Source organism: Nonomuraea sp. NPDC001636 (assembly GCF_040298265.1).
Taxonomy (GTDB): domain Bacteria; phylum Actinomycetota; class Actinomycetes; order Streptosporangiales; family Streptosporangiaceae; genus Nonomuraea.
Map to the genome: position 1 here is coordinate 251,542 of NZ_JBEOZT010000001.1, position 12,935 is coordinate 264,476.

9 protein-coding genes are annotated in these 12,935 nt (G+C 75.2%); 3 read left to right on the forward strand and 6 right to left on the reverse strand.

The window, feature by feature from the left end; genetic code table 11:
- Nucleotides 1–169: 169 nt before the first annotated feature.
- On the reverse strand, nucleotides 170–772 hold the full coding sequence (locus tag ABT158_RS01150) for a Dps family protein (RefSeq protein WP_352349576.1): 603 nt from the start codon (nucleotides 770–772) through the stop codon (nucleotides 170–172).
- Nucleotides 773–962: 190 nt separating this feature from the next.
- Here ABT158_RS01150 and ABT158_RS01155 point away from each other — a divergent pair, with 190 nt between their 5' ends.
- Nucleotides 963–1,097 (forward strand): hypothetical protein, encoded by a 135-nt coding sequence (locus tag ABT158_RS01155; RefSeq protein WP_352349578.1) that lies wholly within the window; start codon nucleotides 963–965, stop codon nucleotides 1,095–1,097.
- A gap of 99 nt (nucleotides 1,098–1,196) precedes the next feature.
- On the opposite strand, the gene ABT158_RS01160 is transcribed toward ABT158_RS01155, so the two are convergent.
- Nucleotides 1,197–1,637, reverse strand: coding sequence for a PPC domain-containing DNA-binding protein (locus ABT158_RS01160; RefSeq protein ID WP_352349580.1), 441 nt, complete (start codon nucleotides 1,635–1,637; stop codon nucleotides 1,197–1,199).
- Between the two features lie 37 nt (nucleotides 1,638–1,674).
- Nucleotides 1,675–2,214, reverse strand: a complete 540-nt coding sequence (locus ABT158_RS01165; RefSeq protein ID WP_352349582.1) for a hypothetical protein — start codon at nucleotides 2,212–2,214, stop codon at nucleotides 1,675–1,677.
- 99 nt (nucleotides 2,215–2,313) lie between these two features.
- On the opposite strand from ABT158_RS01165, the gene ABT158_RS01170 reads away from it, so the two are divergent.
- Nucleotides 2,314–5,652: a WD40 repeat domain-containing serine/threonine protein kinase gene (locus tag ABT158_RS01170; RefSeq protein WP_352349584.1), complete on the forward strand. Its 3,339-nt coding sequence runs from the start codon at nucleotides 2,314–2,316 to the stop codon at nucleotides 5,650–5,652.
- A gap of 112 nt (nucleotides 5,653–5,764) precedes the next feature.
- Nucleotides 5,765–8,860: an AfsR/SARP family transcriptional regulator gene (locus ABT158_RS01175; RefSeq protein ID WP_352349586.1), complete on the forward strand. Its 3,096-nt coding sequence runs from the start codon at nucleotides 5,765–5,767 to the stop codon at nucleotides 8,858–8,860.
- Nucleotides 8,861–8,875: 15 nt separating this feature from the next.
- On the opposite strand, the gene ABT158_RS01180 is transcribed toward ABT158_RS01175, so the two are convergent.
- The 3 genes from ABT158_RS01180 to ABT158_RS01190 form a co-directional block, all read right to left on the reverse strand.
- Entirely contained in the window at nucleotides 8,876–9,850 is a 975-nt protein-coding gene (locus tag ABT158_RS01180; protein WP_352349588.1) for a hypothetical protein, read from the reverse strand.
- Nucleotides 9,850–11,250 (reverse strand): phenylacetate--CoA ligase family protein, encoded by a 1,401-nt coding sequence (locus ABT158_RS01185; protein WP_352349590.1) that lies wholly within the window; start codon nucleotides 11,248–11,250, stop codon nucleotides 9,850–9,852. Before ABT158_RS01185 ends, ABT158_RS01180 begins: the two co-directional genes overlap by 1 nt.
- A gap of 255 nt (nucleotides 11,251–11,505) precedes the next feature.
- Complete coding sequence (locus ABT158_RS01190; protein WP_352349592.1) at nucleotides 11,506–12,885, reverse strand: FAD-dependent monooxygenase; 1,380 nt, start codon at nucleotides 12,883–12,885, stop codon at nucleotides 11,506–11,508.
- Nucleotides 12,886–12,935: the final 50 nt, after the last annotated feature.

The following is a 12,935-nucleotide window of genomic DNA, read 5'->3' on the forward strand; positions in this document are numbered from 1 at the left end:
CGGCGGCCCCGAAGGCCCGCGATTCCTCCGTACCCGGCGGTGCGGGCTCGATGCGGTGCCTTACTGCGCCCGGTATGAACCGTTACGCCCGGTGTGCGATGTCCGCCTAAATCCAGACATTTCCTTCACCTGGCGTCGATTTCCGGCTTACCGGACATCGGGCGGCCGGTCAGCGGTCCGGCTTCTCCACCAGCGGGGTGTCCACCAGGTGCTCGATCAGGAACCAGGTCTGGAGCTCGTTCGTCCTGATGACGTCGGAGACCAGCAGGTCGTTGGTGCCGTCGTCGCCCATCTCCTGCGCCCTGGCGGCCGCGTCGTGGGCGGCCACGAGGATGGTCTCGTGCGCCTCGATCAGGCGCGAGAGCATGGCGGGCACCTCCTCGCAGCCGTTCGGCGGGCGCGGGATCACGGTGATCTCGGCCACGTGCCGCGGGTCGCCCACCGCGACGCCGCCGAGGGTCTGCACGCGCTCGGCCATCTCGTCCACCAGCGCGAGCTGCTCCGAGGCGTGCTTGTCCAGCAGCAGGTGGAGCTGGTAGAAGGTCGGGCCGCGCATCAGCCAGTGGTGCTTCTTGTACAGGCTGTGGAGGATCTGGGTGTCGGCCAGGATCTGGTTGAGGCGCTGGCAGGAGTACTCGCGCGCGTCACGGGAGAGGCCGAGCGGGAACATCCGCACGGTGCCGTACTCCTGGATCTCCACGCCGTTCACGTGCAGCCACGGCTGGCTGTCGGGCTTCGACCGGGTCGGCTTGGCGGAACGTTTGGTGGGCACGTACATCTCCTCAGATAGTCGGAACAATCGCCCGGAAACCTCCCCTCCGGCGCGCCAAGCGCCCCCACGAGCCCGCACAAGAGCCGGTCAACATCCGGCGCCCGCGATCGTTTGCCCGCAGGTCGGAGGGGTAGCCGGAGCGATGGGCGCGGGGGAGCCCCGTGCCCGGTCCGCCGGGAGGGGGATGAGCATGCGACGCAAAGAGCCCGAGGACGAAGAGACACCCGCGGCCGACCTCGAAGGCCCCGCAGGCGAGGAAGACTACGACGAGGAACGCGAGCGCTTCGAGCACATGAAGGAACTGAACCCGGACGACTTCGAGTGACCGCCGCCGCCACCCGGCGACTGGGCGGGAGCGGGCCGGGCCGGCGACCGGGCGAGGACAGCGCAGGGGGAGAGGTCGGCGGCGGCGCGGGCCGAGGGGTCAGCGCAGGTCGATGAGGGCCAGGCCGGTGGCGGGGTCGTGGCGGCGCCGCAGGTAGCTGGGGGACTGCGTGACGATCACCTCCAGCGTCGGCCACACCTGGCCGGCCAGCAGGTGGCCGCCGCGGGTCGTGCCGTCGGGCAGGCCCACGACCGCATGGGCGTGCAGGGTGGGCCGCACGTCGTCGTCGGGCATGGCGAAGTCGCCGATCAAAGAGAGCACTTCGGTCTGGCGGTCGACCGGGATCGGGTCGTAGCGGAGCGCCTCCGGGTCGAAGAAGCCCAGCGTGACCTGCCGGAACCCGCCGATGCCGGTCAGCCGGGCGGCGCGGACGCCGTTGTCGGCGGCCCACGCCGTCAGGCTCTCGACCACCTCGTCACCGGGGTCGAGGACCACCGCGTACGTCTGCTCCTCGACGGTGGAGAGCCGCTTGCTGCGCATGACGATCTCCTGCCCGCAGGGCGCGCGGGCAACCCGGTCACTTCCAGACGGCCTTGGCCAGGATGTCCCCCAGCCCCGGGGTCTTCCACTGGTCGACGACCAGCACCTTCTCCTTGCGCAGGTACCAGATGCGCTGGGTGAAGGACACCGGGACCGGCTTGCTGGTCTTCGTCTGGCAGCCCAATCTCCACTCGGTGAAGCGGGCCTGGTGCCCCGCCCCCACCTGCACGGTCGCGGCGCGGGACGGCCGGACGGGCGGCACGCCCTCCAGGTAGCGCCGGTCCGGGACGCACTCCACGACCCCGCTGCTGGGGTGGTACGGCTGGCCCGGCCGGTACGTGCCGCCCTCGGAGGCGTAGGCGATGGCCCGCGGCCCGCCGAGGGAGAAGCCGGGGCATTCCGTCGCCCGCTTGGAGCAGGCCCCGGTGACCACGTCGAGCCCGCCGATCGGGTCCTTCTTCACCTTCCAGGAGACCGGTATCTGGAGGGTGAAGCCCCGGAACGACACGGGTTTGGTGGCCTGCGCGGGCGTCCCGGTCAGAACGAGCGCCGCGCTGAGCGTCAAGGTCATGAGCACGGCGGCGATCCTAGGTCCTGACGCCGAGAGAATGTCAAGCACCGATAAATCGGGAAAAATGACCGCAACTTTGCCGGCGATCATCGCATCCAACCAGCCGTGAACGCGTTGACCCCCGACGACCCGCAACGCCTGGGCGGCTACTGGCTCGCCGGACGGCTGGGCGCCGGCGGTCAGGGCGTCGTCTACGAGGCCTACGCCGAGGACGGCGCCCGGGTGGCGATCAAGGTGCTGCACGGCGACGAGGCCGGCGGGCTGGCCAGGGAGGCCGAGGCGGCGCGGCGGGTCGCCTCGTTCTGCACCGCCCGCGTGCTCGCCGCCGAGCTGGACGGCCCGCGCCCCTACATCGTCAGCGAGTACGTCGCCGGGCCGAGCCTGCGCCAGGCGGTCGCCGGCGGACGCCGCTTCCTCGGCGGCGACCTGCACCGCCTGGCCACGGCGGTGGCGACGGCGCTCACCGCCATCCACGAGGCCGGCGTGGTGCACCGCGACCTCAAACCGGACAACGTGCTGCTCGGCCCGGACGGCCCGCGGGTCATCGACTTCGGCATCGCGCGGACCGCAGAGATGTCGCTGACCGCGACCGGCCTGGTGACCGGCACGCCGACGTACATGGCGCCCGAGGTGTTCGGCGGCCAGCGGGCCGGCGCCCCCGCGGACGTGTTCGCCTGGGGCTGCGTCGTGCTGTACGCGGCCACGGGCGCCGACCCGTTCGAGGCCGAGAGCCTGGGCGGGGTGATGCACCGGGTGTTGTCGGCCACGCCCGACCTGGCCGCGCTGCCCGGCTCGCTGCGCCCGCTGGTGTCGGCGGCGCTGAGCAAGGAGCCCGGCCGGCGTCCCGAGGCCCGCCAGCTGCTGCTCGCGCTGGTCAGCGGGGACGGCGGGCTCGACACCGCGCGGCTGCTCGAACGCGGGCGACAGGCCGCCCACGTCGCCGGGACGGTCGCCGACCCGGCGCTCGGCACGCTGGCCGAGGACTCCTACACCCTGCTGGCCCCGGCGGAGCGGGAGCTGGCGCCCGAGGTGTTCCTGCGCCTGTTCACCGTGGACGGCATGGGCGAGCTGGCCACCAGGAAGGCCGCCCTGGACGAGCTGGTGGCCGGCCGATCGGCGGCCGAGATCCCGGCGGTCACCAGGATCCTGGAGGTGTTCGCGTACCTGCTGGGCCGCGACGGCCGCGAGGTCTGGCTGGCCCGTCCGGCCCTGCCGCACGCCTGGCCGCGGCTGCGCCGCTGGATCGAGGCCAACAAGGAGGGGCTGGCCGTCCACGGCCCGATCCTGGCCGCCGTCCGGCGCTGGGACGACGGCGGTCGCAGGGACGGCGGCCTGTTCCACGGCACGATGCTGGAGGAGGCCCTGAGCTGGGCGGCGACCGCCCGCCGCGACATCAGGCTGTCCCAGGCTGAGCGCGACTTCCTGGAGTCGTCGGCGCGGCTGGCCAAACGCCGGGCCCGCCGCGCCCGACTGCTGACGCTGAGCCTGGCGGGGCTGCTGGTCGTCGCGCTGGCCGCGGGCGGCCTGGCGGTCCAGCAGAGCAGGCTCGCCGCCGCCCGCGCCGACGAGCTGCAGGACCGCCTGACGACGTCGGAGTCCACGCGCCTGGCCGCGCGCGCCGAGGCGACCCGGCGGAGCGATCCGGTGCTCGCCGGGCTGCTCGCCGTGGCCGCCTGGCGGCTGCGGCCCACGCCGCAGGCCAGGGCGGCGCTGACCGCCGCGCTCGCGCAGCGCGAGCGCGGCATGTTCCGCGACCCGGCCGCCGCCCGCAGCACCCTGCGGGCGCTGGGCGCCGACGGGCGCACGCTGCTCAGCGTCGGCCAGGACCAGGCGCGGCTGTGGGACGTGCGCACGGGCCGGCGCGTCACGCTGATCTCCGGCCTGGGCCTCGGCCGCGACCGGGTGACCGACATCGGGCTGTCCCCCTCGGGCCGCACGCTGGTCGCCGCCACCCGGCGCCGCGCCCGCGCCTGGGACGCCGGCACCGGCCGCCCGGTCGGCGCCTGGCCGGTCCGCCGGATCAGGGACCTGGTCGAGGGCTGGCAGGACGCCGTCCGCCGGCACGAGGGCCGCAAGGTGATCGTCAAGCCGGACGACAGCGTGCAGTGGGACGTCACCGCCGCCCGGCGCGGCACGCTGAGCCCCGACGGCCGGTGGCTGGCCACGTCCGGCGACGGGACCCTGACCCTGAGGCAGACGGAGGAGGGCTGGACCGAGGAGGTCGGCGAGGGCACGGAAGGCGTCTGGAACAAGGGCGATGCCGTCTTCGACCACACGGGCCGGCTGCTGGCCACCGTCACCGACGCCACCGTCCAGTTCTGGCGGCTGCCCGACAGCCACCTGCTGAGCGCCGTCCCGGTGCGCGGGGACGTGGACGCCGGAACCCGCCCGGCCGCCGCCTTCGACGGCACGACCTTCCGCTACCTCGTCGGCGACCAGGTGTTCGCCGTGGACGTCGCCGACCTGGTGAACGAGCCGGTCGAGGGCCCGCCGTACGAGCGGGCCGACCTCGGCGAGGACGGGCTGCACCTCGTCGTGGACGGCACGCTCCGCCAGGTCGGGGGCGGGACGTCCGGCCGCCTGCCCACCGCGAACGCGCTCGCCTTCAGCCGCGACGGCCGGAGCCTCGCGCTGCTGTCCGGCCACGACGTCAGCGTCCTGGACACCGCGACCAGGAAGCCCGCGGGCGGGTTCACGGCGGGCGCGGGGCGGGCGCGGCCCGAGCTCGTCCGCTTCAGCCCGGACGGCGCCCGGCTCGCGCTCGTGCTCGACGGCCCGGGAAGCGGCGAGGACGCGGTCGAGCTGTGGGACTGGCGGGCCCGCCGCCGCCTGTGGAGCACGCCGCTGAGCCAGGTCGTGGACCTGGCGTTCGCGCCCGACGGCGGGCGGCTGGCGGTGACCGGCCTGGACGTGCGCGTGTTGCGGGCGGCCGACGGCCGCGTCGCGGGCTCGCCGTTCAGCGTCTTCGGCCAGGACGTCCTGGGCTCCTGGGTGCGTTTCACCCACGCGGGGGACGGGCTGGTCGTGTTCGACTCGCGCGGCCGGCTGAGCACGTGGGACGCGGGCGGCCGGCGGCTGACCGAGGGGACCGAGAGCTTTCCCGTCATCGGCACGCCGGCGTACTCGCCGGTCGAGGACCTCGTCGCGGTCAACGCGGGGCAGGGCCGCGTCCGCCTGATCGACCCCACGACGGGCGGCGACCTCGGCCTGTCCGCCGACCCGGGCGGCGGCCTCGACCGCGACGAGGGCGAGCTGCTGTCGATCGCCTTCGCCCCGGACGGCTCGCACGTCCTGACGGTGGACGCCGGCGGGACCGTCGGGCGCGTCCCGGCCGCCGCCGAACTGGTGGCGAAGACGGTCTGCGGGCGCGCCGGGCGGGCGCTGACCGAGCGGGAGTGGCGGACGTACGTGCCCGCGCTGCCCTACCGGCCCGTCTGCGGCTGACCGCGCCGGATCAGGTCAGGGTCCCTCACCCGGGATTGTCAAAACGCCGTCGCGGGGGATGTACTGCCGTCCGGAAAGCCGATCTTTCCGGACGGCTCACGAGGGAGGCACGGTGGACTTCGCGATCCTCGGCACGATCCGGGTCAACGGCCCCGGCGGGCGGGTGCACCTGAGCCGCAAGCAGCGGGCCGTGCTCGGCGTCCTGCTGCTTCACCCGAACGCGACCGTCTCCAGGGAGCGCCTGATCTCCGCCGTCTGGGACGATCCGCCGCGCTCGGCCCTGGCCAACATCCAGACCTACGTCCACCAGCTCCGGCGGTCCCTGGCGGGCAGCGGCCTGCTGGTGCGCACCGAGGGCTCGGGCTACGCCTGCGAGGTCCCGCCGGACAGCCTGGACCTGCTGGTGTTCGAGGACACCCTGCGGCTGGCGCGGCGGGAGCGGGCGGCGGGCGACCTGGCCGCGGCCGAGCGCGCCTACGCCGGGGCCGTCGCCCTGTGGCGCGGCGCGCCCGCCGAGGACGTGCCGCTCACCGGCGCGATGGCCCCCCGGCTCCTCGAACTGGAGGAACGCCTCGCGGTCGCCCGGTCGGAGTGGATCGACGCCCGGCTCGTCCTCCGGCACGACGACCTCGTCGCCGAGCTGCGCGCCCTCATCGCCGCCCACCCGCTGCGCGAGCGGCTGTGGGAGCAGCTCGTGATCGCCCTGCACCGCGGCGGGCGGCGGGACGAGGCGCTGGAGGCCTTCCGCGAGGCCCGCGAGCTGCTGGTCGCCGAGCTGGGCCTGGAACCCGGCCCCGAGCTGCGCCGCCTGCACGCCGCGCTGCTCGCCGGCGATCCCGACCTCGACCGGCAGCCGTGGGCGACCGCCGCGGCCGACCAGTGGTCCGGGGCGGTTGTCCCGCTTCAGGCGTTGTGCCAGCTTCCGGCGGACACCGCGGACTTCGTCGGCCGGGAGCCGGAGATCGCCGAGCTGCTGCCGCTGTTACGGGCGCGGCCGGACCGGCTCAGCCCGCCGATCGCGATCCTGTCGGGACTGCCCGGCATCGGCAAGACCACGCTCGCCGTGCACCTGGCCCACCTGCTGCGCGCCGACTACCCGGGCGGCCAGCTCTTCGTCCGGCTCGGCCAGGACGCCCGCGGCCCGCGTGACCCCGGTGAGCTGCTCGACGTGCTGCTGCGCTCCCTCGGCCTGGACGGCGCCGTGATCCCCGCCTCGGCCGAGGAACGCGCCGGGCTGCTCCGCCAGCGGCTGGCCGACCAGGCGGTGCTGCTCGTGCTCGACGACGCCGTGGACGAGGCGCAGCTCCGCCACCTGCTGCCGGGCACGCCGCGCGGCGCGGTCCTGGTGACCTCCCGCTCGCCGCTGCCCGCGCTGGAGGGCGCCGTCCGGCTCCCGCTCGACCTGCCCGGCGAGCGGGACGCCCGGCTGCTGCTCGAACGCGTGGCCGGCCGCGACCGGATCGGCGCCGCGCCGGACGCCGCCGAGGAGATCCTGCGCTCCTGCGGCCGGCTGCCGCTGGCGCTCAGGGTCGCCGGCGCCCGCCTGGCCATCCGCCCGGTCTGGCCGGTCCGCGAGCTGGCCACCCGCCTGGCCGGCCACGACCTGGACGAGCTGGTCGTCGGCGGCCTCGACGTGCGGGCGACGTTCGAGCCCGGCTACGCGGCGCTGCCGGAGTGGGCCAGGCACGCCTTCCGCCTGCTCGGGCTGGCCGGGCTGGACAGCGTCGCCGAGTGGACCACCGCCGCCCTGCTCGGCCTGCCCGCGCGGGAGGCCGACGCCGTCCTGGAGACGCTGGTCGCGCGCGGCATGCTCACCTCCACCGAGATCGACGCCGCCGGCCAGCCCCGCTACCGGCTGCACGACCTGCTGCGCGTCTACGCCAGGGAGCGCGCCGAGGCGGAGGAGCCCGCCGGGCAGCGGCACGCCGCGCTGACCCGGCTCGCGCTGGAAAGCCTCCGCAGGACCAGGGCCGCCGCCCGCGGCCTGCCCATCCCGCTGTCCCCGCCCTACGAACGCGGCGAGCCCGGCCCCGGCCAGACGACCGGCCCGGCTTCCGGTACGGCTTCCGGTACGGCTTCCGGTACGGCTTCCGGCCCGGCTTCCGGCACGGCTTCCGGCACGGCTTCCGGCACGGTGTGGTTGTCGGCCGAGCGGCGCACGCTGGTGCTCGCCGTCACCACCGCCGCCGAGCTGGGGCAGGTCGCCACCGCCGCCGAGCTGGCCCACCACCTGACCGGCTACCTGACGATGGAACGTTTCCTGGCCGACGCTGAACGCGTCCAGCACGCGGTGATCGCGGCGGCCACCGTGGCGGGCGACGAGCGCACGGCCCTGCGGTCCAGGCTGCTGCTGGTCAACATGGACATCGAGCGGGGCCGCTTCCCGGCCGCCGACGCGGCGTGCGGGGAGCTGCTGGCCGCCTTCGAGCGGGTCGGCGACCGGCACGGGGCCGCGTACGCGCTGATCAGCCGGGCCGCCGACCGTCACGGCTCGGGCCGGCTGGACGAGGCGCTGGCCGACGCGTACGCGGCGATCGAGCTGCTGGCCGCGCACGACGACGCCGCGGGCCTGGCCTACGCCTGGACGTGGCCGATCTGGATCCACATCGAACACGGCGAGTACGACCAGGCCGTCAAGATCGCCCGTGCCCGGCTGGCGGAGACCGGCGAGGACGACCACGGCACCCGCGGCAACCTGCTGCGCGCCCTGGGCACCGCCTGCTACCAGGCGGGCGAGACGGCCGAGGCGGTCGCGTGCTACCGGGAGAGCCTGCTGACCGCCCGGGCCGTCGGCGACCGGGTCGAGATCAGCAAGGTGCTGCGCAGGCTCGGCGAGGCGCTGGGCGCGCTCGGCCGGTTCGAGGAGGCGGCCGAGACGCTGGCGGCGAGCCTGCGGCTGTTCGTGGAGTGCGGCGACGTCCTGGGCGAGGCGCTGAGCGGGCACGCACTCGGCGTCGTCCGGCTGCGCCAGGGCGACCCGCGCGAGGCGCTGCGGCATCTGTCCGCCGCGCTGGACCGGCTCGGCGGCGACGGCCCGCAGGTGTGGCGGGCCCGCACGCTCACGGAGATGGGCCGGGCCCACGCCCGCCTCGGACGGCACGAGGAGGCGGCCGCGGCCTGGCGGCACGCCCTCGCCCTGTTCGGCGACACCCCGGAAGGCCGCCAGGTCGCCGCCCACCTGGCGGACCACCCCCGCGAACAGCCGTGACGGCGGGCCGTCGGCTCAGTCCTGGAGCCACCGCACGACCGGGGTGCCGGTCGCGCCCGCCAGCCGGGCCGCGCGGCGGGCCTGGCCCGGGGTGGCGCCCTCGCCGACGAGCGCGCCGCCGTCGTCCAGGGCGGCCCACACCCCCTCCGGCGCGCCGGCCGGGACGTCCAGCGCCCGGTTCACCTCGGGCCGGACCGGCGCGGGCGTGCGCCGGGCCGACCACCGCCGCCAGTACAGCCACTGGACGAAGATCAGCGGGCCGAGCGCGGTCAGCAGCGGGATCGGCCGCCCGCCGCCCAGCACGACGGCGATGGAGACCGCCAGCAGCACCGCCTCCAGCCCCGCCGCCCACCAGGCCGCCGCCCTCCCATACGCCCTGACCGCCACCGCCGGCCAGATCGACAACATCAGGCAGTCCCCGAGGCCGATCAGTGACGGGTTCTCGCCGTAGGAGGTGGCCAGCACGGGAGCGAACGGCAGCCCCTGCATGCGCTGCACGAAGTCCAGGGTCAGCGACGACAGCCCGGTGGCCAGCGTGTCGTAGACGGTGAGCGCCACCGCCAGCGCGGCCACCTGGCCGGGCGTGACCGCCGCCTGCACCCACAGGTTCACCGCGCCGACGACGAGCAGCATCAGCAGCACGTCGTTGACCACCAGCACCCCCGCCGGCCATCCGGCGAGGTAGACGGCCACGTCGGCGGCGCACAGCAGCAGCACCGCCGCCGTCGCCCACCGGCCGCCCAGCACGGGCGCGAGCGTGAGCTGCCCGAGCGTCAGCACCACCAGCCCGAAGACCGACACCACGACGCCGGTCGGCAGGTGCAGGTACGCGAACGGCATCACCACCAGCGCGGCGACCATGACCGCGATGTCGGAGCCCACCATCCGGCCGACCGGCGGCCTGGCCATGACGTAGCGGCCCAGGTAGGCGGCGGTCAGCGCGACGGTCAGGGCGACGAGCGCGTACAGCGCCGGCACGTACGGGGTCATCACAGTCCTCGCTCGAAGCTGAGCTCCAGCAGGTCGGCGCGGAGCCGGCACGGGGTGGGCAGGTCGTCGGCGGTCTCGACCAGGACGATGCCGTCCAGGGGCAGCCCGTGCGCCCGCTCCTCCAGGCGGCCGAGCAGGCCCGCGTCGGACTTGCCGGCCACGACGTACAGCAGGGAGCCCTCCAGCGACCAGCGCGTGGGCAGCGGCAGCGCGTGCTCGGCCTGCAGCACGTCCAGGACGTCGCGCGTGGTGAGCCCGCCGGGCGACACCCGCCCGAGCACGCGCGAGGTCGCGGGCAGCGCGGCCAGCGCGCACGACGGCTGCTCGTCCGCGCGCAGGACCCGGACCAGGTCGCCGGTGACGTACCGGAGCAGCAGGGTGGTGTCGCGGTAGGTGGAGTACGGGGTGACCACGATGGTGCCGACGGCCCCCGGCTCGGCGGGCCGCAGGGTGACGGGGTCCAGGATCTCGACCAGCCCCTGGTCGGCCGGCAGGTGCAGGTGGCCGTCGGCGCAGACCCGGCCGCCCACGGGGGCGATCTCGGTCATGGAGTAGCCGTCGCGGACCTGCGCGCCGAACGTGTGCTCCGCGCGCACGCGCAGCGCGTCGGTCAGCACCTCGCCGCCGGACCAGATCGTGCTCAGGCCGAAGTCGCCGGCCTGCCAGCCGCCCCGCTCGGCCTCCTGGACCAGCGCCGCCAGGTAGGAGGCGGTCACGTTGAGCTGGGTGATCTGCGGGTGTTTGCCCGGCACGTGCATCGGGGTGGCCAGCCGGTCGAGCGCGACGGCCGGATCGACCGCGCCCAGGTGCACGAACGCGGCCCCGGTCCGCGTGACGGCCCGCTCGGTGAGGATCTGGGCGATGGACCGCGAGCTGATCGCGTTGGCCCACAGGTCGGCGGAGCGCAGGTTGCCGGCGAGCATGAGCGCCAGCGCCGACATCGAGGACATCAGCTCGATCTCGTACGCCGAGAACCACACCATGGTCGGCGTCCCGGTCGTCCCCGTCGTGTGCGCGAGCACGACCGGGCGGGCGCGGTCGGAGACGAACGCGGCGGGCATGCCGCGCAGGTCGGCCTTGGACGTGGGCGGGATCGTGGACAGCGTCGCGGGCGTGATCGAGCCGGGGTCCACGCCGTTCGTCTCGAACCAGTGCCGGTAGTAGGGGCTCTCGGCGGCCGCGTGGCGGACCGTGCGCCGCAGCCGCCGCCGGGTCAGGTCCTCCTGGAGCTCGGGGTCGCTGCCCGCGAGCATGTCGTCGGCGCCCTCGCCCGGGGACCCGAACGTCTCCAGGGTCACGCGCATGTCGTCGGCCAGCGCGTTCACGTCCCGCAGGCGGAACCTGCGGCCCGACATCATCGACCAGGCATAACCGAGCTGGCGTACCGCGGTGCCGAACACGCCTCGTCCTTCCGCTCCTGTGGGGGGTGGCCCCCCGGGAGACGCGGTCCCCCGGGGGCGCACGCGAGGGTGATCAGCCGTTCAGCACGAAGATGGCGGTGGACAGGGCGCTGACGGCGTACTTGGCGTAACGGCGAGCGGTCTTGACCATGAGGATCTCCCTGGTTGCTCGGGGCGCACGGGGTGGCGCCCGCTGAGATCCAAGGATGTGCGGGGGCGCAAGAGAGCCACTACAGGTCCACTACAAAGGGGGCCTCACACCAGCGTCAGGTAGTGGGCCAGCTCGGCGGCGGAGTCCGTGGCGATCCCGACGTGGCCGTCCGGGCGCACGAGCGTGTGCCGCACCCCGCCGTACGGCTCGGCCGGCGCGTACGCCCGCACCTGCGGGCCGCCCGGCACGCGGGGCGCGGGGTCCGGCGACAGCAGCGTGAAGTGCGGGCCGCGCAGCAGGTCGAACAGGCGCGCCCGGGAGCCGTCGGCCAGCCGCAGCGGCCCGTCGGGCATCCGCTCGCCGCCCGCGCGGGCCAGCGAGCCGCCCCGGTAGCCGACCCGGAGCTGGTAGGTCTCCTCGTCCCGCCGGTACGACTTCCGGTCGTGCAGGTCCGTGCTGAGGCCGAGCACGCGGGCGGCGACCGGGCGGCGCTCCTCCTCGTAGGTGTCCAGCAGCGACGCCGGCCCGCCGGTCAGCGCGCGGGCGAGCTTCCAGCCCAGGTTGTAGGCGTCCTGGACGCCGGTGTTGAGCCCCTGGCCGCCCGCCGGGGAGTGCACGTGGGCGGCGTCCCCGGCCAGCAGCACGCGCCCGGCGCGGTAGGCGTCGGCCAGCCGGATGTTGACCCGGTAGAGCGAGGACCACAGCAGCTCGGTGACGCGGGCCGCGCGCAGCATCGAGCGTTCGGCGAAGAGGCGCTGGAAGCCGGCCAGGGTCAGGTCCGGGGTCACGCCCGGCCTGAGCGGGGCCATGAACTGGAAGGCGTCGGTGCCGGCCATGGGATGGAGGGCGACCATCCCCCTGCCCGGCCGCACCCAGGCGTGGATGTGCTCGCGGTCCAGCCCCACGACGCGCACGTCCCCGAGGACCATGCGCTCCTCCTCGCGGGTCTCGCCGGTGAACCCGATGCCGAGCGCCTTGCGCACCGTGCTCCTGCCGCCGTCGGCGGCGACCAGGTAGCGGGCCCGCAGCGTCGTCCCGGTGCCGAGCCGGGCCGTCACGCCGTCCGCGTCCTGCGCGAAGCCGGTCAGCTCGGCGCCGTGCTCGACCGCGCCGCCGAGCTCGGCCAGCCGTTCCCGCAGCAGCGCCTCGGTGCGCCACTGCGGGTGCATCCGCACCGTCGGGTACGGCACCTGCTCGCTCGCCGCAGCCGGCCGGTGCATGCGGCCCTGGTAGACCGGCAGCCGCCCGATCCTGACCCGGATCGGCGGGTACGGCGCCGTCCCGGCCAGGACCCGGTCGACGATCCCGAGGTCGTCGAAGATCTCCAGCGTGCGCGGCTGGAGGCCCTTGCCCTTCGAGCCCGCCGAGGGCGCCGCCGCCCGCTCGACGACGTGGTGGGCGATCCCGCGCCGGGCCAGCTCCACGGCGAGGGTGAGGCCGGTGGGCCCGGCGCCGACGATGAGCACGTCCGTCCTGTCCGTCATGGGGCGACCGTGCCAGGAGCCGCTGCCAGATCTCTGTCAGCGCCCTGCCG

Bases quoted from the DNA above. Each gene is read 5' to 3' on its own strand.
- ABT158_RS01155 (WP_352349578.1), top strand. From the start codon at position 963: ATGCGACGCAAAGAGCCCGAGGACGAAGAGACACCCGCGGCCGACCTC.
- ABT158_RS01160 (WP_352349580.1), bottom strand. From the start codon at position 1,637: ATGCGCAGCAAGCGGCTCTCCACCGTCGAGGAGCAGACGTACGCGGTG.
- ABT158_RS01180 (WP_352349588.1), bottom strand. From the start codon at position 9,850: ATGACCCCGTACGTGCCGGCGCTGTACGCGCTCGTCGCCCTGACCGTC.
- ABT158_RS01190 (WP_352349592.1), bottom strand. From the start codon at position 12,885: ATGACGGACAGGACGGACGTGCTCATCGTCGGCGCCGGGCCCACCGGC.